The organism is Bifidobacterium scardovii JCM 12489 = DSM 13734, assembly GCF_001042635.1.
Taxonomy (GTDB): domain Bacteria; phylum Actinomycetota; class Actinomycetes; order Actinomycetales; family Bifidobacteriaceae; genus Bifidobacterium; species Bifidobacterium scardovii.
Map to the genome: position 1 here is coordinate 2,103,052 of NZ_AP012331.1, position 20,995 is coordinate 2,124,046.

Consider the following 20,995-nt stretch of genomic DNA (forward strand, 5'->3'; position numbering starts at 1 on the left):
TCCGGCACCCCTGCCACCCCCGTTCTCCCTGAATCATCCACCATACGGACGATTCGGGGTAATTATTTACCGTTCTTTATTGGTTTTTCCATGAATTCCTCCGTGTCGTAATCTATATGACTCATGACAGGCGTAAGACATGTGTTGATATGGAGAGCAATACCCGAAAGGAGTAATCCATGGTGAAGAATCACCGTAAAGTCATGGCCGCCCAGCGCCGTCGCGAGCCTCGCGATGGCGCTGGGCGGCTGCGGATCATCCAGCAACAAGGGCGCCGACGCCTCAGCCGGCAACACCATCACCGCGATGAATGCGGAACCGGCCTCCGGCCTGCTGCCGGGCAACACGAACTCGACCACGGGCGGCAAGGTGCTTGACCTGATCTTCTCGCAGCTCGTGGCCTTCGACTCCAAGGGCAAGCCGGTCAACGAGGTGGCCAAGGAGATCAAGTCGAACGACGACGCCACCCAGTTCACCATCACCATCAAGGACGGCTGGAAGTTCACCGACGGCACGCCGGTGACCGCCGAGTCCTTCACCAAGGCGTGGAGCTACGCCGCCAACGTGACCAACGCCCAGATCAACGCGAATTTCTTCTCGAACATCAAGGGCTACGACAAGGTCCAGCAGAAGGGCGTGGCCTCCGACGAGCAGCTTGAGGGCCTCAAGGTCGTCGACGACCACACCTTCACCGTGGATCTGAGCACGTCGGATTCCAACTTCCCGATCAAGGTCGGCTACACGGGCTTCGCCCCGCTGCCCGAATCCTTCTACAAGGACCCGAAGGCCTTCGGTGAGAACCCCGTCGGCAACGGCGCGTACAAGTTCAAGAAGTGGGAGCACAACAAGGAAATCGACGTGGTGAAGAACCCCGACTACAAGGGCAGCTTCCCCGCCAAGAACGACGGCGTGAACTTCATGCTGTACACCAGCCCGCAGGCCGCCTACGCCGACGTGCTCAGCGGCAACCTCGACGTGATGGACACCGTCCCCTCCTCCGTGGCCGGCAGCCTGAAGACCGCGAAGGGCGTGCAGGTCTACAACGAGCCCGGCTCCTCGATCACCATGTTCGTGATCACGCAGGACTACCCGCACTTCGGCCCCGGCAAGGAGGGCCAGCTGCGCCGCCAGGCCATCTCGATGGCCATCAACCGCCAGAACATCTGCGACAAGATCATGGCGGGCCTGTGCACGCCGGCCACCGACTTCTCCGCGCCGGCCATCAACGGCCACTCCGACTCCCTCAAGGGCGCCGACGTGCTCAAGTACAACCCCGACAAGGCGAAGGAACTGTGGGCCGAGGCCGACAAGATCTCGCCGTGGAGCGGCAAGTTCGAGATCGCGTACAACTCCGACGGCGGCCTGAAGGACGTCTATGACGCGGTGATCAACTCGATCAAGAACACCCTCGGCATCGATGCGGCCACTCTGATCTTCCCGACCAGCTCCGAGCTGAGCGATGTGACCGACGGCCGCACGCTGCACAAGCCGCACCGCATGGGTTGGTCCCCGGACTACCCGTCCGTGGAGAACTACCTGACCTCGCTGTACTCCACCGCCGCGGCCGACGGCAACGGCGCGAACACCGGCGACTACAAGAACCCGGACTTCGACGCGCTGCTGGCCAAGGGCAACGCGGAATCCTCCACGGATGCCGCGATCAAGGACTACCAGGCCGCCGAGGAGATCCTGCTGCAGGATCTGCCGACCGTGCCGCTGTTCTACACCAACGCCAACGGCGTGGCCAACAAGGACCTGAAGAACTTCGAGTTCAACTGGCAGAACAGCCCGCTCTACCGCGACATGACCAAGCAGTGATGTCTGCGGAATAGCGATCCGCATAATCTGGCTCCCCTCGTTGAGGGGAGCCACAACTTGTGAATGGGGGTCTCCTCGTGCGAGGAGGCCCCCATTCGTATATCTGCCCCGCGCACCATGCCCGGCTATGCCTCCCCGCGGTCGAGTTTCTGGCTGACGACGGCGGTGATGCCGTCGGCGCGCATCGTGACGCCGTACAAGGCGTCGGCGATCGACATCGTGCGCTGCTGGTGCGTGATGATGATGAGCTGCGCGTGCTCGCGCAGCTGGTTGAACGCATTGATCAGACGGGTCAGGTTCACGTCGTCGAGCGCGGCCTCGACCTCGTCCATCACATAGAAGGGGCTCGGGCGCGCGGTGAAGATCGCGAACAGCAGCGCCAGCGCGGTCAGCGACCGCTCCCCGCCGGACAGCAGGCTCAGCTGCTTGACGCGCTTGCCGGCCGGGCTCGCCTCGACGATCACGCCGGTGGTGAGCATATCCTGCGGGTTGTCCAGCCGCAGCCGCCCCGTTCCCCCGGGGAACAGCGTGGCGAATACGCGCTCGAACGCGGCCGCCGTATCCTCGAACGCGCTGGAGAACACCTCGACCATCGTTGCGTCGAGATCCCTGATGAGCTGCATCAGGTCATCGCGCGACTTGGCCACGTCGTTGCGCTGGTCGTTGAGGTACTGGTTGCGCGTCTGCAGCGCGTCGTATTCCTCGGTGGCCAGCGGATTGACCTTGCCGAGAGCGGCCAGATCGCGGCGCGCCTTCTCCAGACGCTTGGACTGTTCGGCGCGCACATACGGCACGGTCTCATAGCGCTCGGCGACGCCGGATACGCCGTCCGCCTCAGTGTTCGCTGCGGTGTTCGCTGCGGTGTCCGTCACGGAGCCGCCGGCGCCGCCGCTCACGCCCGCCGCGCGCTCCGCGCCATCCGCACCGTCGTCCTCACCGGGCTCCCCCGTCTCCAGCGGCACGGGCCGGCCGTTGTCGTCGAGCACCGGCACCGGCTGGTCGGGACCGTAGTCACGGATCAGCGCGTCCACGTCCACGCCCAGATCGTCGGCGATCCGCTGCGTGATCTGGCCGTATTCGGCGGCGAGCCGCTCGCGGTTCACGTCAAGCACATGCTCGCGCGCGACCAGATCGCTGACCTTCGGCTCGATCCGGTTGCGCTGCGCGCGCAGTTCCTTCAGCTCCTCGTCATGGCTGGATGCGTCCGCCTGCAACGCATCGCGCTTGGCGGCGGTCTCGGCGAGGGCGCCCCCGACCAGCTCGGCCACGGCCTGCGCGTCCGAGGCGATGCGGCGCGTGCGCTCGGCCTGCGCGCGGCGCTGCTCGTTCAGCGCCGTGATGCGCTCGCGCCTGGCCGCGGCCTCCTTCGCCTGATCGCGCAGCAAACCGGACTGGCGGGACAGGGATTCCGCCTTGCGGCTCGCCTCGGTCCACGCGATCTTCGCCGTCGTCTCCTGCTCGCGCGTGGCGTTCAAGGCGCGCTCGAGGCCGCGTTCCCGCTCGGCGAGCTCGTCCGAATCGACATGATCGCCGCCGCCGGCCTGGGCTGCCTCGAGCGCCCGGTTCAGATCGTCGACCTTGAGCTGATGCGATTCCCGGGATTCGCGCGACGCCTTGATCTTGCCGTCCAAGGCGCTGATCTGCCGCTCGAACGAGGCGACGCGATCGGTGGAGGCCCGCAACGATTTGGCGGTCTGCTCGGCCTTCAGCCGCGCCTCGGTACGCTTGGTCGCGGCCTGATCCACGGCGAGCCTCGCCCGGTCGCGTTCGGCTCGCGCCTGATCGACCTGCGCGGCCAGTTCGCCGGACTGCTCCCGCAGCGCCTTGGCCTGCTGCAGCGCCTTGTCGCGGCGCGCCGCCAAGGACAGGTCGCTCTGCGACAGCGATGACCCGCCGACGGCGCCTACCGGATTGACGATCTCCCCCGCCTTGGTGACCGCCTGCGCGAACCGCGGCTCGCCCTCCTTGCCGCCGGCGCGCACGGCGTCGATCGCCTCATCCAGCGTATCGGTCGCGGCGACGTCGGCGAGCAGCAGCCGCACGGCCCGCACGACCCCGTCCACGATGCCGGGATCGGCCGCAGCGCCGGGGTTCGCCGTCACCAAGGCCGCAGCGCTGCGCGGATCGATGCCGACACCGGTATCGCCGTCACCGGCCTCATCATCGGTATCCTTGCCACCGGCGGACTCGCCGCCGTCACCGGCCAGCGGCGTGAGCACCACGGCCTTGCCGAGCCGGTCCTCGCGCGCGCGGTCGAGCGCGTGGCGCATCTGCCCCTCGCCGGGCACGACGATCGCGCCGGCGAACGCGTCGAGCGCGTGCGCCACAGCCTCTTCCCAGCCATCGGCCACATGCAGGAAGTCGGCGATGCGCCCCAGCGCGCCGACCCCGGCGTCCCGTTCGAGCGACCCGGAGGCGTTGCGGCTGTCCAGGGTGTCGTTCAGGGCATCGGCCTTGGCCTGCAGCGAGATCACCTTGCCATCGACGTCACGCCGCCGGTCCTCCACGGCGTTCAGGGCGTCCTGCCGATCGGCCAGCGCGCTGCGGGCCTCGGCCAGCGCCTCGGCGCCGTCGTCGGCGGCTCCGATCTCGGATTCGCGTTCCAGCGCGTCGCGCTGCGTTGCGGACTGGTCGCGCTGGGCCGCCAGACCGTCCCGCTGCGAGGCGAAGTCGCGGCTTCTGGTCTGTTCCAGCTGCACCGCCGACTCCTCGCGGGCGATCAGCTCGCGCAGATTCGCGATCCTCGCCTCACGCTCCTGCGTGGTGCGGCGCAGCTCGGTGATCGTCTGGCGCACCGAGGCGAGCTTTTTCTCGTCGTCGGCGCGCTGTTCGGTGGCCCTGTCGAGCGCGAGCCGTGCGTCCGATACGCGCCGCTGCTGGCCACCCGCCTGCGCGTCGAGCTCGTCCGCGCGCTTCGACAGCAGTTCCGGGTCCTCGCCCATGGCGGTGACCACCTGGCCCTCCAGCGAGCGCCCGCGCTCCTCAGCCAGCGAGGCCAGCGAGCGCAGCCGTTCCTGGATGCGCGACAGGTCGTGCCAATACTGGTTGACCCGCGCGATGGCCGGGGACGCTTCGGAGCTCATCGCCTCGACCTGCTCGATGCGCAGCTTGACCTGCGCCAGCTCGCGCTGGGCTCCGGCCAGTTCGGCGCGCACCGACGTCAGTTCGGCGCGCACCTGATCGCGGCGCTGCATGGAGCGGACGGCGTCCTCGGCGTAGAGCCGCGACTGCGCGTCGCGCAACGAGACCTGGATGCTTTCGGCCCGCCGCGAGATGCGCGCCTGGCGGCCAAGCGGCCCCATCTGGCGGCGGATCTCGCCAAGCAGGTCGTCCAGTCTGGACAGGTTCGTCTCGGTGTTCGCCAGCTTGCGCAGCGCGCGTTCCTTGCGCTTGCGGTGCTTGAGGATGCCGGCGGCCTCCTCGATGAACGCGCGGTGCCCGCTCGGATCGGCCCTGAGGATCGCGTCGAGGCGCCCCTGGCCCACGATCACGTGCATCTGCTGGCCCAGCCCGGTGTCGCTCAGCAGTTCCTGGATGTCGAGCAGACGGCAGGTCGAGCCGTTGATCGCGTATTCGGAGCCGCCGTTGCGGAAGATCGTGCGCGAGATCGTCACTTCCGTGTAGTCGATGTTCAGCGTGCGGTCCGTGTTGTCGATGGTGAGCGACACCTGCGCGCGGCCGAGCGGCGGGCGCGACGAGGTGCCCGCGAAGATCACGTCCTCCATCGAGGTACCGCGCAGGTTCTTCGCGCCCTGCTCGCCCATCACCCACGTCAGGGCGTCGACGATGTTCGACTTGCCCGAGCCGTTGGGACCGACGACGGCCGTGATCCCCGGCTCGAAGCGCAGCGTGGTCGCCGACGCGAAGGACTTGAAGCCCCTGAGCGTGAGTTCCTTGAGATACATGCGGATCGTCCGTCGGCCGCGTTACCGGTCGGTTCCGGCGCCGGCGGCCGGGCCGCCGTCCGCCTCGTCGCCGTGCCGGCCGTGCCCCTGGGCCTCCTCCTGGGCGGCTTCCTGCGCAAGTTTCGACAGGCCGAAGTCGCCGAAGTCGTCCTCGAGGAAATCGGGGTTCGCGTCGGAGTCGAAGTCGCGGTCGGCGGCGTCCTCGTCCGCCTTGGGCGCGGCGGCCCCGCCGAGGTTCGGCTCGACACGGTCGGCCTTCGGCTTGGCCAGATCCGGGTTCATCCGCTCCTTGAGCAGCACGCGCGCGTCGCCGGCGGTCACGAAGCTGCCGCAGATGAGCACGCCGCGGCCGTAGCCGACGCCCAGCTCGTCGTCGACGTCGACCATGTCGACGGCGGCCTGGATCGCGTCCGGCAGCGAGTCGACGCGGGTCACGCGGTCGGGGCCGAACACGCCGACGGCGATCTTCTCCAGGTCCTCGGCGGGCATGACGCGGTCGCGCCACGAGTTCTCGGTGACGACGATGTGGCTCAGGATCGGCTCGAGCACGCCGAGATACTCCTCGACCTGCTTGTCGCCCATCATGGCGACCACGCCGACCAGCTGCTGGAAGTCGTAGCTTTCCTCGATGGCCGCGCGCAGCGCCTCGGCGGCGTTCACGTTGTGGCCGCCGTCGATGATGATGGTCGGCGAGGTGCGGACCTGTTCGATGCGGCCGGGCACCTTGACCCCGCCCAGCGCCTCGGCGACCAGTTCGCCGTCCAGCGCGCCGGACACGGGGATGACCGCCTCGGCCGCGGCGAGCGCCGCGAGCGCGTTGTGCGCCTGATGCTCGCCGAACTTCGCGATCGGCACGTCCTCGTAACGGCCCATCGGCGTGGTCAGCGTGGCGATCTGCCCACCGACCGCCGGCGTGCGGCCGCCGACCTCCATCTCGTAGCCGTCGCGCACCAGGGTCGCGCCGTTGCGCCGCGCCGCCTCTTCGATGATCGGCATGACCTCCTCCTCGTGCGGCTGGCGGCCGATCACGGCCGTGCAGCCGGGCTTGATGATGCCGACCTTCTGCTCGGCGATCTTCTGCACGGTGTCGCCGAGCCACTGCATGTGGTCCATGTCGATCGGGCCGATGACGGCGGCGTCGGCGTTCAGCACGTTGGTCGCGTCCTGCAGGCCACCCATGCCGACCTCGACGATGGCCACGTCGACCGGGGCGTCGGCGAACTTCCAGATCGCCATGGCGGTGAGCACCTCGAAGAAGCTCATCCGCGGCTTGCCCTGCTCCTCCATCCGCGCGTCGACCAGGTCGACGATGTCCTTGATCTGGTCCCAGGAGTCGACGAAATCGTCGTCGCTCAGCTCCTGGCCGTCGATGGCGATGCGCTCGTTGATGCGTTCCAGATGCGGCGAGGTGTACAGGCCGGTGCGCATGCCGTACGCACGGCAGATCGCCTCGGCCATGCGCGCGGTGGAGCCCTTGCCGTTCGTGCCGGTGATGTGGATCACGCGGAACGACTCCTCCGGGTGGCCGAACAGGTCGAGGATGAGCGTCATCCGGTCGAGATCCATATTCGTCGTGTTGTGCTCGGGCGGGCGGCGCATGATGTCGCGCTCCACGTCGCGAATGGTCTCGTTGTTGCGGTTCGGATGCTCGAAAGACATGTGATCCTCTGTTTGGCTGCGTTCGTATGACTCCACACATTCTAGAAGAGGGCGTAACCATGGCCCGGGCGAGGGCACGGGAGGGGTCCGCATGTTCCCTGCCGGAAACATAACGGACCATGCACGGACTACGATAAGGAGCGGCAATATCCATATCCATACCAGCAGTGCATCGCACAGGAGATCGTATGAGCGAGGTCATCACCGAGAAGGACAAGGAATACGAGGCGCAGGAGCAGGCCAGCGCCCCGGGCGCGAACCAGCCGATGGAGGACCGGGTGAACAACCGTTCGCTCAGTCCGAACAGCGAGACGTTCAAGGCGTTCATGAAGACCGGCTGGGACAACCAGGAGCCCGCGGCCGAGCCGCTGGAGTCGAGCAAGTTCACGCCGGCCCGCCTCGAGACGCTGGGCCGCGCATTCCCGGGCGAGCGCATCGTGATTCCCGCCGGCCAGCCGAAGGTGCGCAACAACGACTGCGACTACATGTTCCGCCCCGACACGTCGTTCGTGTACTACACGGGCCTCGGCCAGGACTATGAGGCCGGCGCCGTGCTGGTGCTCAACCCCGTGGACCCGGATTCCGACGAGGCGAAGGCCGGCCGCACGCACACCCCGGAGCTGTTCGTGGCCCCGCGCGCGGACAACAGCACCGAGGACTACTACCGCGACCCGCATTACGGCGAGTACTGGGTCGGTCCGCGCGCCGGCCTCAAGGAGCTGGCCGCGATGACCGGCATCGAGACGCACGACATCGCCCAGCTGGCCGACGCGCTCGGCAAGGACGTCGGCTCGGAGGCCGGCGCCGTGCGCGTGCGCGTGGTGCGCGAAGCCGACCCGCAGATCACCTCGCTGGTCGAGTCCATCCGCGAGGCGAACGGCTACGCCGACCCGGACGCCAACGAGGCCGACGACGACAAGCTGCACGAGTTCTCCTCCGAGGCGCGCATGATCAAGGACTCCTTCGAGGTCGGCGAGATGCGCAAGGCTATCGCCGCCACCAAGCACGGCTTCGACCGCATCCTCGCCACGCTGCCGGAGGTCGTGGACCAGCCGCGTTCCGAGCGCAAGCTGGAAGGCACGTTCAACTCGGTGGCCCGCGAGGAGGGCAACGCACTGGGCTACGACACGATCATCGCCTCCGGCGAGCACGCGCCGATCCTGCACTGGATGCGCAACACCGGAGTGGTGCGCCAGGGCGACATGCTGCTCATCGACGCCGGCGTGGAGACCGACAGCCTGTACACCGCCGACATCACGCGCACCTTCCCGGTCGGCGGCAAGTTCACCGATCTGCAGCGCCGGCTCTACCAGGCGGTGCTGGATTCCCAGCAGGCCGGATTCGAGGCGGCCAAGCCGGGCGCCACGTATTCGGACATCCACCACGCGTGCATGCGCGTGATCGCGGAGCGCCTGCACGAGTGGGGCATCCTGCCGGTCGACGTGGAGGAGTCACTCTCCCCCGAAGGCCAGCAGCACCGCCGCTGGCTCGCCTGCGGCGTGGCGCACCACCTCGGCCTCGACGTGCACGACTGCGCGCAGGCCCGCTACGAGTCGTACCAGGGCGCGAAGATCACGCCGGGCATGATCTTCACCATCGAGCCGGGCCTGTACTTCGCGAAGAACGACCTGCTGCTGCCGCCCGAATACCGCGGCATCGGCATCCGCATCGAGGACGACGTGCTCATGACCGAGCACGGCCCCGAATGGCTCTCCATCGACATCCCGAAGCAGCCCGACGACGTCGAGGAGTGGATGCGCGCCCGCGCCGAAGCCCGCTGACGCCGCCCCGGCTCCCCTCGCTGAGGGGTCAGGGACTATCGTGAGCGGGATGTCCCAAGTTCGCTCGCGTTGCGGCTCCCCTCCAAGAGGGGAGCCTTCGTTCTTTTCGACCATGAATGATGCATGACGGAAGGTGAATCATCATGCCAACACCCGAATTCGTATTGGAACTGAGGAAGAAAATCGGCCATGATCTCCTCTGGCTGATCGGCGTGACCGGCTGCGTGCTGGACGGCGAGGGCCGCATCCTGCTGGGCCGCCGGTCGGACACCGGCGAATGGGCCATGGTGTACGGCATCAACGAGCCGGGCGAGCAGCCCGCCGACACGGTGGTGCGCGAGATCAAGGAGGAGACCGGCGTGGACGCGGCCGTCACCGATCTGGTGTCGGTCGTCTCCTCGAACAGGGTGCTCACCTACGCCAACGGCGACAACACGATGTACATGGACCACTCGTTCCTGTGCGCACTGAAGCCGGGCGGCAACGCCGAGCCGTTCGTCGGCGACGAGGAAAGCCTCAACGTCGGCTGGTTCGACCTCGACGCGCTGCCCGAGCCACTGGCCGCCAGCACCGTGGAGCGTCTCGCGCTATTCCGCCGCTACCTCGACAACAAGCGCAACGGCGACGCGCACGCGCTATTCGTCACCGACGGCCAGCTGATCTGACGTTCCTCGCTGATCGCCTGATCGAGCGTTCCGATCAGACGATCAGCCGCGTTTGAGATCGTTGGCGCAGCGCAGCACGTTGGAAGCGGTGAGCGCCGCCTCCAATCCCGGCACGGACGAGTGCACGAACAGGTCAGCGCTCTCCCCCGGCAACAGCGATATCATGCCCCGGTCCGCGCCGGCCAACGGATCGGCCTTGTCCGCCATGCAGAACAGGTCACGCACGTAGCGGCGAGCGGTCACCCGCACGGCGTACCCGCCGTCGCATGCCCGCGCGGTCGCCGCGAACGGTTCGGCGTCGAGATGCTGGTCGACGACCTCGGCCGGGTCGTGGATCACCCGGGCAAAGTCCTGCGCAGGATCCACGCCGGTCATCCCGGCATCGCCGGCCACCGGGATGACCGGCACCGGATCGGCGACGAGAACGGCGTCGGCGGAGCCCAAGCCGGCGCCGAGTTCCGCGTCAAGGACGACGCGGTTCACGCCGCCGGCGGCGATCGTCATCGGATACTCACGGAGCGCCAGTTCCTCCCCCGTATGGATGGACACCAGATGCACCCGCCACGCACCGTGCCACGGCACGCGCGTGTCGTTGACCGCGACCAGTTCCAGGCTGTCGGGTTCCGGCATCACCCGCTCCCATGACAGGATCGGCTTGGGATGCGCGCAGATCGGCCGGATCACGGCGAAACGGGAACGGAAGCAGTCGCGGGCCGCGTACCACATCGGCTTGCGGTGCCCGTCCGAGTCGACCGCGGCCCATGAGATGACCGGCCAGCTGTCGTTGAGCTGCCAGACCAGCGCACCCGCATTGACCGGCTCGACGGCGCGCATATGACTGATGCCGAAGCGGATCGCCTGCGCCTGCTGCAGCTGGCATGCCCAGTGCCAGTCCTCGATGTCCGCCCAGTGGTCGGTGCCGGTCAGCCAGCCGTAGGTGCCGTCGCCGTTGGCGTGCACGTCGTGGAACCGACCGGCCGTCAGATGCGAGCGCATGCCGAGCGCCAGCTTTTCGTTGCCCAGCGATGCCTTCTGATGCACCAGCATCTGCGCGCCGAAGGGGTCGAGCGGCTCGTCGTGCACCACGCGCGTCAGCGTGGACCATGACGGCGGCGCCTGATAGCCGAATTCGTCGGCGAAACGAGGCGTGTAGCGCGCATAGTCGTGGTAGTCCGCGGCGTTCCAGATATCCCAGATATGGGTGGTGCCATCCGTGTCCAGATTGACCGGGGCGTAGTCGGTCAGGCTCATCGGAGAACTGGGCAGGTAATAGCGCGAGGGATCGAGCCGCTCCAGCAGACCGGGCAGCATCCGCTCATAGTACAGGTCGCCCCATCCGCGCTCCCCGTAGCCCAGCGCGCCGGCTGGCGCGTCGTCGTCGCGCAGATCCTGCCGATAGCCGTCCCAGCCGGCGTACGCTTGGCGGCATTCGTTCGACCCGTTCCACAGGGCAAGGCTCGGATGCGGCATGAGACGGACGATCTGCTCGCGCGCCTCGGCCTCGATCTCGGCACGCATTTCGGCGTCTTCCGGATAGGAGGCGCAGGCGAGCGCGAAATCCTGCCAGACGAGCACGCCCAGTTCGTCGGCCAGATCGTAGAAGAGATCGGATTCGTAGATGCCGCCGCCCCATACGCGCACCATGTTCGCATTGGATTCGGTCAGGTCGCGCATGCCTCGCCGGTAGTCGCGCTCCCCGACCTGCGAGATGAACGCGTGATCGGGAATCCAGTTGTAGCCGCGCGCATGGATCGGCACGCCGTTGACGACGAAGCGGAAGGGACGCCCGACCGCATCGGCCGCCGTCTCGACGTCGACGGTGCGCAGCCCGATGCGTTCGCGGCGTACGGCCGAAGTCGGTGGGGCGGCTTGGACGGCGTCCACGGCGGCTTCAACGGCACCGTTCAGCAGCACGGTCAGGTCGTAGAGCGGCTGCTCGCCGTAACCGCGCGGCCACCACAGCTCGGCGCCGGGCACGCGCAGCTCGACGCTCGCCGTGGTGCGCGTCGGCTCGATGACCGCCGTAACGCTCGTGGAGAATCCCTCCCGCGCCAGCGTGACGGTAACGGAAACCGGCCCGTTGTCCCGTGCACCGGGACCGGTGGTCAGTTTCGCCGACAAGGCGCGCTCCACGCCTACCGTGACGGTTACGCGACCCGTGCCGTCCGGATCGATGGCCGTGGCGGTGCGGACCTCGTCGATGCGCGCCCCCGACCACGAGTCCAGCCCGATTGGACGCCAGATGCCGCTGTTGGCGGCGTCGATGCCCCAGTCCCAGCCGAAGGCGTACCCCGGTTTGCGTATCTGGTTGAAGGCATGGCCGGCATGCGGGTAGTAGCCGGTCCGGCGTTCGCGCAGGTCGGTGTACGCCACCGGCGAGGTGAAGCTGATCTCGATCTCGTTGCGGCCCTCGCGCAGCAGGCCGCGCACGTCCCACCGCCATGTACGGAAGAAATTCTCGCTGTGGCCGGCCGGCCGCCCGTTGAGCCGGATCTGCGCGATGGTGTCCAAGCCGTAGGCCACCAGGTCATGGCGGTCGCTGCCGTCGTCATGCCACTCGAACTCGTGCGTGAAGCACCAGTCGATGTCGCCGATCCACTGCAGCGCGGTTTCGTTGTCCGCATCGAAGGGATCGGGGATCATGCCGGCCCGCCGCAGGTCCACGATCGCCTCCCCCGGCACGCGGGCGGGGATGCCCCGCTCCAGCGTTGGGCGCAGTTCGGCCGGCGCGGCGTCCGGGTTGAGCGCGCGCAGGGTCCACCCGTCTTCGGCGAAGGCGTGGAAGGTATCGGGAATGCGGGATATCGGTGCGGGCATGAGATTCCTTTCGGATTGCAGCGTGGCCGTCTGGGCCGGTGGACTGCGGCGTTAATGCGCTGGCTAATTCTGGCTCCCCTCTCTGGGGGGAGCTGTCGGCGCAGCCGACTGAGGGGAGAATGCCCGAATCGGCTTGATTCAAGTATTCGAGGTAATGCTCCCCTCAGACCGCTTCGCGGTCAGCTCCCCTCAGAGAGGGGAGCCAGAATCACCACGAATCAATGACGTAGACCGCTAGCGCAGGGTCACCTTGAGCACGGTGTCGACCGGGTCGGGCAGCACCGGATCCGGGCCGAGGTCGGCGAAAGCGATTTCGGGGTAGTCGCTGTGCGTCCAGCTGGTCGAGATCGGCACCTCCGCCCCGCTGGCCAGATAGCGCATCGACTTGATCTGGTCCTTGGTCAGGCCGACGAGCGGCAGCGAGCCGATGCTGTTCTCGTAGACGTGGAAGTACAGGTCCTTGCCGTTGGCCGTGATGCGGCCGTATTCGGGCTTGGGCAGGTCGCTGCGGCCGCACCCGTAGATGCTGTCGTGGTTCCGGCGCATCCACTCGCCGATCTGCTTGAGGATCGCGGTGGACTGCGGCGGGAAGTCGCCAAGAGCGTCGGGCCCGACGTTGAGCAGCATGTTGCCGCCCTTGGACACGCATTCGACGAGCTTCTTGATGAGCATCGGCGCCGGCTTGAAGTAGTGGTCGGTGGCGCTGTAGCCCCAGATGCCGTTCATCGTCACACAGGATTCCCAAGCGATGTCGTTGCCGTTCACATCCTGGATGCCATGCGGGGGGATCATCTGCTCGGGGCTGACGAAATCGCCGTGGTACGGGGTCGGGTTGCCGGAGGCGAGCGAACCGTATCCCTCGCCGCTGACCTCAAGGCGGTTGTCGATGATGACGTCCGGCTGCAGCGAGCGGACCATGGAGACCAGCTCGGTGGCCTTCCACGCCTCGCCGCGCAGCTTGCCGTAGGAGAAGTCGAACCAGAGCACGTCGAGCTTGCCGTAGTTGGTGCACAGTTCGCGCACCTGGTTGTGCATGTATTCGAGGTACCGGTTGAAGTCGCGCCCCTCGTCGCTGACCGCCTCGTTGTTGCGGTCGGGATGGTTCTCGTCGTCGCGGTGCGGGAAGTCGGGGTGATGCCAGTCGAGCAGCGAGTAATACAGGCCGACGTGCAGGCCTTCGGCGCGCACGGCATCGACGAACTCGCGCACGATGTCGCGCCCGAACGGCGTGTTCGTCGACTTCCAGTCGGTGTACTGCGAATCGAACAGGCAGAAGCCGTCGTGGTGCTTGGCGGTGAGCACCACGTACTGCATGCCGGCCTCCTTGGCGGCGCGGGCCCAGCGGCGGGCGTCGAAGTCCACCGGGTTGAACTCGTCGAAATACGGGCGGTACTGCTCTTCGGGCATCTGCTCCCAGCTGCGCACCCATTCGCCGCGCGCGGGGATCGCATACAGCCCCCAATGCAGGAACATGCCGAATCTCGCGTGCGTGTACCATGCCATGCGGCGGTTGTAGGCTTCCCTGTCGAATGTGTACATCGTGGTCATCTCCTTGGATGTTGGTTACTGCATTGTGGTTGTTACTACAGCTATGCGGCTTCGGGCGCTCCGTCACCGGATCCGGCGCCGATGCGGCGCAGCATGTCGGCCAGGCGCCAGACCACCGACCCGATCCGGTCGAGTTCGGATTCCCGGCTGATCTCGCGCCACGATCCGCGGTACTCCTCGAACCAGTATTCCAGATCCTGCGCCAACTCGGCGGGGCTCCCCATATCGGGGATTCCGGCGGTGCGTTCCAGTACCCCGGCGTCCACGGCGAGCCACCAGCCGCAGGCGTCGAACAGATCCTGCCCCCGCGCCGCGAGGGCCAGGACACCGGCCTCGCGGCGATCGGCGGCGCGCACGCGCGCCTTGGCCAACGCGCGTTGGACGAGCGGCAGCGCGCGGGGCATGCTCGGCACGGCGCCCAGCCGGCCGGCCATGCTGCCCAGGAACAGTCGTCTCGCTTCGGCCACGGTCCCGGCCGAGCTGACCACATGCTCATCGGGCGTGCCCAGCTGCGCGAAGGTCGCCAGCACATCCCGATTGAGTGCGCCGTCGCCCTCGTCGAGTTCCAGCAGGCGTATCGCGTCGTGCCATGGGAACGCCGGCCGTCGGCTGCGTTCGTCCCATGCCTCCATCACGGCGCCGGTCGTGTCGCCGAAAATCAGCGAGCCAACGCGCCGGTTGATCTCGTCGAAGCCGGCCCGTTCCCCGCGCCACGAGCATTCCGCGCCGTACATCATGGCGGGCAGGCTCAGTCTCGGGTCGTTGACATGGCCGTAGTCGCCCCAGTCGGTCAGCAGGAATCCCTCGGCGCCATAGCGGATGCCATGCGCGCTCAGGCCGTCGATGTTGCGCCATGCATCGTGCAGACGCGGCAGCGTACGGTTCCATCCCTGCACCGCCGGGCATACGTACTGGCGTGCGCCGGCGTCGGCCAGCACGCGCACCTTGTCGTCGGTGACGTCGGGCTCGTACTGCCAGTTGAGCAGCGTGGCGCCGCCGTCGAGATCGGCGAGCGCCTGGGGGTGCTCCAGCACGATGTCGCCCCAGAGCATCGGCTCACGGCCGCGATCGGCGAGATAGGCGCACAGTCGGTTGACGTACCGCGCGTACATGCGCCCGACGCCGATGCGCTCGGCCTCGCCGTGCGAACGGCCGCGGCCCAGATCGAAGGTCTCGTCGGCGCCGATGTTGAATTTGCGCGAGCGGAACAGCGGCAGGTACTGGTCGATCATCGACGTCGACAGTTTGAACGACTCGTCGAGCAGAATGTTGAGCGTGTGGTGCTCCTGCCGTTCGATGAAGCTGAACGGCCGGTCCGCGTCTTCGGGGAACTCTCCAAGATGGCGCAGTCCCTGCGTGCGCAGCACGGCGTACAGGTGGCCGAATGTGGACACGGAGGGCACCAGTTCGATGCCGCGCTCCGCGCAGAACGCGTCGAACGCCATGATCTGTTCGGCGGTGAGCGGGTCGAGGCCGCGCCAGGCTTCGCTCAGCCCCTGGAAGGCGAAGGAATGCTCGATGTAGAGGTGCAGTTGGTTGTACTTGCACAGCTCCAGCTCGCAGGCCCATCGCTTGAGCCAGTCCAATGTCGGCACGCGGCCGCGCGTGACGTCGAGGTAATAGCCTCGCACGGCGTACTGCGGGGCGTCCTCGATGCGCACGATCGGCAGCACGCCCCCGCATTGGCGCAGCATCTGGCGCAGCGTCTGTACGCCGTAGCGCAGCCCTTCGAGATCGCCTCCGGTGATCGCGATTCCGCCGTCGCGCACATCCAGCGTGTAGGACCGTGGAGCCGCCGCCTCGTCGAGCGCCAACCGCACCACGCCCTGCCATGCGCCGCGCGCCGCATGCCATGATCCGCCGGTTGCCGAGGACAGTTCGTCGGCGAGTTCACGGGCCAGGAATCCGTCGGCGTCGGGGACTTCGCCGGATTCGATCACGGTGCCGGAAAAGAACGTGGCGGTGGCGCCGGGCACCATACCGACCGTATCCGGCCATGGGATGAGGGCCACCGGCGTGCCGAATACCGACAGGGCGCCCGGTGACGCGGATTCGTACTGCATAGGATTCCTTTCGCCGTCGCCATGACGGCAGTTGGCCCGTGACGGGCCTGATGTGTTGAAAGCGGCGAAACGCCACCTTACGGGTTACGGACGCCATCCGTACCGACGCCGACCCTGCGATGGACAGGCGTCTCATTGCCGTACGCCGAGTCCGATGCCCCGACGCCCGACCGCTTCGCTACTGCGATTCCGGCACGCGCCTTCCGCCGTCCGAAGACGGGATGAAGTGCAGCCGGTCGCGAATGACCGAGGCGCAGGCACCGAGCAGCGACAGGTCGTCGCCGATCATCGATCGCATCACCATGACGGGTTCGCGGAAGTCGGCGGCAATGTCGTCGTTGAGTTCGCGCTGCACGGCATCGACGAAGATCTGGTTGACGATATAGGGGTCGCCGACCACCACCACGCGAGAGAAGCCAAGCATGCCGACGGGCATCGAGATGGCCTTGCCAAGCGCGGCTCCGGCCGTTTCGAGGACGTCGACGCGGCGGTTCGGCTCGTTGGCGATGGACTGGATCAGATGCGGCACGTTGACCAGCGTCTCCAGGCACCCCCGTTTGCCGCACGAGCACAGGGGCCCGTTCTTGTCGGCCACGATGTGGCCGATCTCGCCCACGGAGCGCGCCCACCCGTTGATCTCGCCGCCGATGAGCATGCCGGCGCCAAGGCCCTGGGTCAGCTGCACAAGCAACATGTCGGCGCTGCCGCGGCCGAACTGGTATTCGGCGAACACCGCGTCGTTCGCGTCGTTGTTCACCGACACCGGCATGCCGATGGCCTGGCACAGCCGGCCCTTGAGGTCCACGTTCTGCCAGCCGAGGTTCATCGAGGCGCGCACCACGCCCGTTCGGGTGACGATGCCGGGGCAGGCCACTCCGATGCCGAGGATCGGAGCCGTGGCCCGAGCGATGAGCCTGCGGCACAGCTGCTCGACCAGCGCCAGATTCTCCGCGCCCTTGTCGGCGAAGGTGAGTTCGTCGCGCACCACGACCCGGCCATCCAGATCCATCACCGCGCCGCGGAACAGATAGGGCATCGACAGGTCGAGGACGATGACGTTGCGGCTTTCCGCCACGAATCGCAGCAGCATGCCTTTCTTGCCCGGTCCGTTGGACTCGCTGTAGCCGACTTCGGCCACGAATCCCTCGTCGATGAGTTCGGCGACGATGTCGGAAACGGTGGCCCGCGTCAGGCCCGACGCCTTGGCGAAATCGGCGCGCGACAGCTCCTGTGAGGGGTAGAGCATCCCCAGCAGCATCGCCTTGTTGTGCTTGCGCGCGGCTGCTGGAAGTCGCTTGCCCATCGGGGCTTTTCTGTCTGGCATCGTCATCACCCGTTTGATTCCGTCGATTTGCTTGCCCCGGCGTGGCGGGTCGCTCCTATGGTCCCGCATGCGGCAATCGGCCCGACCGTATGATTCCAGATTACCGCATGAGGCACGATCGGGGGCGCCATTTATCCCTTGAGTCCTCCGGCCTCCACTCCCTTGAAGAAGTAGCGCTGGAAGATCAGGAAGAAGATGACGATCGGGATCAGCGCGATCACCGCGCCGGCCGCGATCAGCCTCGGATCCGTCAGGAACGCGCCCTTGAGCTTGTTCAGTCCGATCGTCAGCGTGTACTTGGCATCGTCCGACAGCACGATCATCGGCCACAGGAAGTTGTTCCACGCGCCGACGAACGAGAAGATGACCGTGACGGTGATGCTGCCCATGACCTGCGGCATGCAGATGCGGAAGAAACGCTGCCACACGTTGGCGCCGTCCACCTTCGCGGCTTCCTCCAACTCGTTGGGGATGCCGGCGAACGCCGTCATCATGATGAGGATGTTCATCGCCTGGCACAGGCCGGGCAGAGCGACTCCCATCAGGGTGTTGTTGAGGTGCATCGCCCGGATCTCGAGGAACTGGGAGACGAGCACGGCCTCGCCGGGGATCAGCATGGCGCCGAAGATGAGGATCAGCACGGCGGTCTTGCCGCGGAACTTGAGCTTGCCGAGCGCATAGCCGCAGGTGGTCGAGATGATCACGTTGCCGATCACGGTGATGGCCGTGACGATCAGCGAGTTCCATGCGTAGTGCAGCACCGGGACCTGCTGGAACACCTTGGCGAAGTTGCTCCAGGTGAAGTCCTTGGGGATGAAGTAGGGCGGCACCGCGTAGATGTTGTCGCCCTTGCCCTTGAAGGCCAGCGACACCTGCCAGATGATCGGACCGACCAGCAGGACGAAGATTAGGGCCAGCACCACGTAGCGCAGCACGGTCGCCGACGAGACTTTCTTGCTATGCATCAGTCATCTCCCTTGTTCTGGAAGTAGAACTCGACCGCGGTGAGGATGCCGAGGATGAAGAACATGATGATGCTCAGCGCGCTCGCGTAGCCGGTACGAGCCGTCAGGCCGGTGCCCTCGCGCATGATGAGCATGGTCATCGTCATGTCCTTGCCTCCGATGCCACCCGAACCGCCGGTGAGGATGTAGACCTCGTTGAACACGCGGAACGCGGCGACCGAGGACAGCAGCAGGATCAGCACCATCGTCATGCGGCATCCGGGCATGGTCACCGAAACGAACTGGCGGATCGGTCCGGCGCCGTCCAGCGACGCCGCCTCGTACAGCGACTCGTCGATGTTGGCCAGCGCCGCCAGGTAGATCACCATGTAGTAGCCGAGACCGCCCCACACGGTGATGAGCATGGCGCTGAACAGCAGAAGCCAGCGGTCCTGCAGGAACGGGATCGGCTCGGTGATCCATTTGAGCGCTTGGAAGATCGCGTTGATCAGGCCGCGCGTGCTCAGCAGGTTGGTGAAGATCAAGCCGGAAATGACCGAGCCGGCGACGGCCGGGATGTAGAAGGACACCCGGAAGAAGCTCATGATGCGGGTCTTCTTGTTGACCAGCACGGCCAGGATCAGCGGCAGGACCACCATGCATGGCGCCATGCACACGGCGTAGACCGTGGAGTTGATCAGCGCATCGCGCAGTGTGGGATCGCTGAGTACCGCCTTATAGGATGCCAAGCCGACGAAGGAGCCGGGCTTGAGCATCGTCGCGTCCGTGAAGGACAGTCGGATCGTATTGATGAACGGGCCGAGGGAGAAGACAAGGGTCAGAATGACGGCTGGTGCGACGAACAGCCATGGCGCAATGGCGCTTTGGGCCTTGATGCGGTGGCTGGTGTCGACGGTGTTGGCGCGGAGCCGCCGGCCGCGGGCGGGGGTCCTGGCCCCCGCCTCACGACTGATGGCGCTCACTGGTTGAGCCTCGCGTTGGCGGATTCGACCACCGAGTCAAGGGCTTCCTTGGCGGTGATCTGTCCGGTGATCGCCGCTCCGAGCTGCTCGAGCAGTTCGGTGGAATCCTGCGAAGTGAACTGGGCCGGATCGGTGACCTTCGCGGTCTTCAGGCGACTGGCGACCATCTTGATGACCTGGCCTTCCAGCGTGCTTTCGTCGACGTTCTGGAAGTAGTCGTCGTCATAGCCTTCGGCGCTGGACGGGAAGGTCTGCGAGGACTTCGCGAAATCGACCTGGTTCTTGTTGTTGGTCACGAACGCGGCCAACTTCATGGCCTCCTCCTTGTGCTTGGAGGTGGCGCTGACGGACAGCATCTCCATCGAGGAGCCGAGCGTCTCGCCGCCGAGTCCGGGGCCGACCGCGATGTTCTTGTACAGGTCGGGGGCGTTCTCCTGCATGTCCTTGAGGTCGTACATGAAGCCACGACGCGCCGCGACCATGCCCTGCTTGAACTGATCGGTGGACTGCGTGCCGTTCGAGGCCGCGGCCTCCTTGCTGAACACGCCTTCCTTGTACATGTCGACGTAGTGCTGGACGAATTCGACGCCCTTGTCGGAGTTGATCGTGAACTTGGTCTGGTCCTTGTTCATCTGGTCGACGCCGTAGACCGCGAAATCGCCGATGGTCGGCACCGAGGCGTCCCAGTACTTGCCGGTGTTGCCGCACGTCTTGGCGAACTGGTCGGCCATGGAGAAGTATTCCTCCCAATTGGTCGGGATCTTGGAGGAATCGACGCCGCACTCCTCGAGGACGGACTTGTTATAGAACATCGAGCCGGCGGTGAGGTACCACGGGTAGCCGTAGGCACCTTCGTCGATGCCGAAGCCGCTGAAGGTCAGGCCGGCCCAGGAGCCCTCGGTGTAGTTCTTCTCGGCATCGGGATCGGACTTGGAGATGTTTTCGATGGCGCCGGCCTTGGCGAACGGATACGCATCGCCCGGCATCAGATCGAACACATCGGGCAGCTCGCCCGCGGCCGCATCGGTGGAGAGCTTGTCGACGTAGCCTTCACCCGGCTGGTCGATCCACTTGACCGTGATGTTCGGGTTCTCCTTTTCGAATTCGGCGATCAGCTTGGTGAAGTAATCCTCGTAGCCTCCCTTGAGGTTCTTGGTCTGGAAGCTGATCTCCACCTTGCCGCCGTTGTCCGTGGATGCGGTGTCGGATCCGCACGCGGCGAGTCCGGTGATCATGGCCAATGCCGATGCGGCGCCAACCGCCTTGAACAGGTATCCCTTACGCATCGTTCTCCTTTTGTTCGATCTTCTTTGAATCGCATGATGTCAACCGACCACAACCGTGTAGATCGTGTTGATGATTGCCATCATAGCATATATTTGTTTAGAGTCCAACCAAATAGTCTTATCGACTGTTTCGAAGTAACAAAATCCCTTATTTTCCAACCTTTCTCTATCTGTTTGCTTTCAATACAAACAGATTAATCGG

12 protein-coding genes are annotated in these 20,995 nt (G+C 66.2%); 3 read left to right on the forward strand and 9 right to left on the reverse strand.

The window, feature by feature from the left end; all coding sequences use genetic code 11:
- Positions 1–234: 234 nt before the first annotated feature.
- Complete coding sequence (locus BBSC_RS08720) at positions 235–1,818, forward strand: peptide ABC transporter substrate-binding protein (protein WP_046725985.1); 1,584 nt, start codon at positions 235–237, stop codon at positions 1,816–1,818.
- Between the two features lie 125 nt (positions 1,819–1,943).
- Here the strand turns inward: BBSC_RS08720 and BBSC_RS08725 are convergent, their stop codons facing one another.
- Together BBSC_RS08725 and BBSC_RS08730 are read right to left on the reverse strand one after the other, a co-directional pair.
- Positions 1,944–5,723, reverse strand: coding sequence for an AAA family ATPase (locus BBSC_RS08725; protein WP_033519645.1), 3,780 nt, complete (start codon positions 5,721–5,723; stop codon positions 1,944–1,946).
- A gap of 21 nt (positions 5,724–5,744) precedes the next feature.
- Complete coding sequence (locus tag BBSC_RS08730) at positions 5,745–7,382, reverse strand: bifunctional folylpolyglutamate synthase/dihydrofolate synthase (RefSeq protein ID WP_033519646.1); 1,638 nt, start codon at positions 7,380–7,382, stop codon at positions 5,745–5,747.
- A 188-nt stretch (positions 7,383–7,570) separates the two neighbouring features.
- Here BBSC_RS08730 and BBSC_RS08735 point away from each other — a divergent pair, with 188 nt between their 5' ends.
- A complete protein-coding gene (locus BBSC_RS08735) occupies positions 7,571–9,163 on the forward strand; it encodes an aminopeptidase P family protein (protein ID WP_033519647.1) in 1,593 nt (530 codons plus the stop codon).
- 143 nt (positions 9,164–9,306) lie between these two features.
- Positions 9,307–9,828: an NUDIX hydrolase gene (locus BBSC_RS08740; RefSeq protein ID WP_033519648.1), complete on the forward strand. Its 522-nt coding sequence runs from the start codon at positions 9,307–9,309 to the stop codon at positions 9,826–9,828.
- Positions 9,829–9,870: 42 nt separating this feature from the next.
- Here BBSC_RS08740 and BBSC_RS08745 read toward each other — a convergent pair whose 3' ends face one another.
- From BBSC_RS08745 to BBSC_RS08775, 7 genes are all read right to left on the reverse strand, one after another.
- The gene (locus tag BBSC_RS08745) at positions 9,871–12,645 is read right to left on the reverse strand and encodes a glycoside hydrolase family 2 protein (protein WP_144414457.1); all 2,775 of its coding nucleotides are present in this window, start codon (positions 12,643–12,645) and stop codon (positions 9,871–9,873) included.
- 234 nt (positions 12,646–12,879) lie between these two features.
- The gene (locus BBSC_RS08750) at positions 12,880–14,184 is read right to left on the reverse strand and encodes an alpha-L-fucosidase (RefSeq protein ID WP_046726010.1); all 1,305 of its coding nucleotides are present in this window, start codon (positions 14,182–14,184) and stop codon (positions 12,880–12,882) included.
- Between the two features lie 50 nt (positions 14,185–14,234).
- The gene (locus tag BBSC_RS08755; RefSeq protein WP_051923185.1) at positions 14,235–16,256 is read right to left on the reverse strand and encodes a beta-N-acetylhexosaminidase; all 2,022 of its coding nucleotides are present in this window, start codon (positions 16,254–16,256) and stop codon (positions 14,235–14,237) included.
- A 178-nt stretch (positions 16,257–16,434) separates the two neighbouring features.
- A complete protein-coding gene (locus BBSC_RS08760) occupies positions 16,435–17,586 on the reverse strand; it encodes an ROK family transcriptional regulator (RefSeq protein WP_046725986.1) in 1,152 nt (383 codons plus the stop codon).
- Between the two features lie 125 nt (positions 17,587–17,711).
- Complete coding sequence (locus BBSC_RS08765; protein WP_033518958.1) at positions 17,712–18,545, reverse strand: carbohydrate ABC transporter permease; 834 nt, start codon at positions 18,543–18,545, stop codon at positions 17,712–17,714.
- On the reverse strand, positions 18,545–19,498 hold the full coding sequence (locus BBSC_RS08770; protein ID WP_374042843.1) for a carbohydrate ABC transporter permease: 954 nt from the start codon (positions 19,496–19,498) through the stop codon (positions 18,545–18,547). The genes BBSC_RS08765 and BBSC_RS08770 overlap by 1 nt, the downstream gene beginning before the upstream one ends.
- A gap of 5 nt (positions 19,499–19,503) precedes the next feature.
- Positions 19,504–20,793 carry an ABC transporter substrate-binding protein gene (locus BBSC_RS08775; RefSeq protein WP_051923183.1) on the reverse strand — a complete coding sequence of 430 codons (1,290 nt, stop codon included), beginning with the start codon at positions 20,791–20,793 and terminating at the stop codon, positions 19,504–19,506.
- Between the last annotated feature and the right edge of the window lie 202 nt (positions 20,794–20,995).

Excerpts from the sequence above, each read along its gene's own strand:
- BBSC_RS08720 (WP_046725985.1), top strand. The coding sequence starts at position 235 with ATGGCGCTGGGCGGCTGCGGATCATCCAGCAACAAGGGCGCCGACGCC.
- BBSC_RS08725 (WP_033519645.1), bottom strand. The coding sequence starts at position 5,723 with ATGTATCTCAAGGAACTCACGCTCAGGGGCTTCAAGTCCTTCGCGTCG.
- BBSC_RS08730 (WP_033519646.1), bottom strand. The coding sequence starts at position 7,382 with ATGTCTTTCGAGCATCCGAACCGCAACAACGAGACCATTCGCGACGTG.
- BBSC_RS08735 (WP_033519647.1), top strand. The coding sequence starts at position 7,571 with ATGAGCGAGGTCATCACCGAGAAGGACAAGGAATACGAGGCGCAGGAG.
- BBSC_RS08740 (WP_033519648.1), top strand. The coding sequence starts at position 9,307 with ATGCCAACACCCGAATTCGTATTGGAACTGAGGAAGAAAATCGGCCAT.
- BBSC_RS08745 (WP_144414457.1), bottom strand. The coding sequence starts at position 12,645 with ATGCCCGCACCGATATCCCGCATTCCCGATACCTTCCACGCCTTCGCC.
- BBSC_RS08750 (WP_046726010.1), bottom strand. The coding sequence starts at position 14,184 with ATGTACACATTCGACAGGGAAGCCTACAACCGCCGCATGGCATGGTAC.
- BBSC_RS08755 (WP_051923185.1), bottom strand. The coding sequence starts at position 16,256 with ATGCAGTACGAATCCGCGTCACCGGGCGCCCTGTCGGTATTCGGCACG.
- BBSC_RS08760 (WP_046725986.1), bottom strand. The coding sequence starts at position 17,586 with ATGACGATGCCAGACAGAAAAGCCCCGATGGGCAAGCGACTTCCAGCA.
- BBSC_RS08765 (WP_033518958.1), bottom strand. The coding sequence starts at position 18,545 with ATGCATAGCAAGAAAGTCTCGTCGGCGACCGTGCTGCGCTACGTGGTG.
- BBSC_RS08775 (WP_051923183.1), bottom strand. The coding sequence starts at position 20,793 with ATGCGTAAGGGATACCTGTTCAAGGCGGTTGGCGCCGCATCGGCATTG.